Genomic DNA, 1,122 nt, shown 5'->3' with positions numbered 1-1,122 from the left:
TGTACTGACCCGTGAGGTTGGGGACGCGGCTGGCGGGTGGTTGCCCTTTCAGGGCGGTGTGTCCGCGGTGGTGATTGTAGGTGTGCAGCCAGTGCGGGAACGCTTCCCGGCGCTCGGCTTCGGAGCGGTAGGGGCGTGCGTAGGCCCACTCCTCCAGCAGGGTGCGGTTGAAGCGTTCGACCTTGCCGTTCGTCTGGGGCCGGTAGGGCCGGGTTCGCTTGTGGGCGATCCCAGCCGCTGCCAGCGCATCGCGCCAGTCGCGTGAGCGGTAGCAGGCGCCGTTGTCGGTCAGCACCCGCTCGACCTGGATACCGGCCTGGGTGAAGAAGGCGTGGGCCCGCTGCCAGAAGCCGGTGGCGGTCTCCTTCTTCTCATCGGAGTGGATCTCGCTGTAGGCGAGGCGGGAGTGGTCGTCGACGGCGGTGTGCAGGTAGCTGTAGCCGAGGTTGGGGCGGCCGTGACGGGTGCGGGGCCGGGCGGGGTCGCGGTGTGCGGAGCTGTTGCGGCTGCCCCGGGCTCTGCCGTGGACCTTGTGTCCGCCGCCGTCGGGGATGTTGCCCAGCTTCTTGATGTCGACGTGGATGAGTTCGCCGGGCCTCTCGCGTTCGTAGCGGCGCACGATATGGCCCGTGGCGCGGTCCAGGTGGGACAGGCGGGCGAGGTGGTAGCGGGTGAGGACTCGGTGCACGGTGGAGGGCACCAGGCGCAGGAAGTGTGCGATGCGGGCCGGTCCCCACCGGCGCAGCAGGCGGACCTTGATGATGCGCCGCTCGGTACGTGTCGGCGTCCGGCGGGGGCTGTGGCGCGGGCGGCTGGAGCGGTCGGTCATGCCGGCCTCGCCGAGTTGCCGGTAGCGGTCGGCCCACCGCTGGGCCGTGGTCGGCGAGACCTGGAAACGTTCTGCGGCCCGCCGAAGTGGCCAGTCGTCGTCGACGATGCAGCGGGCCAGGCGCAGGCGCCCGGTCTCGGTCAGGGGTGCATTACGGTGGGGCACGAGGGCCTTTCTGATCGCTGGTGCAGATGTCGCAATCCACACCAGGCCAGAAGGCCCTCACCCATTTCAAGATCCCTCAGCCGAGACCTGCGTCACCCGTCCACAACCTCCCCGGACAGAACAGCTAG

At 69.6% G+C, this 1,122-nt stretch carries 1 protein-coding gene; it reads right to left on the bottom strand.

Features of this window, described 5'->3' with window-relative positions; all coding sequences use genetic code 11:
- A partial coding sequence (locus tag ABD363_RS32400) for an IS481 family transposase (protein WP_344610037.1) occupies positions 1 to 994 on the bottom strand: 994 nt, incomplete at its 3' end.
- Positions 995 to 1,122 lie beyond the last annotated feature (128 nt).

This window comes from Streptomyces glaucus (assembly GCF_039533365.1).
GTDB lineage: Bacteria > Actinomycetota > Actinomycetes > Streptomycetales > Streptomycetaceae > Streptomyces > Streptomyces glaucus.
The sequence above is the reverse complement of the archived record's forward strand: the minus strand, read 5'-3'. Positions and strand labels throughout refer to the sequence as shown.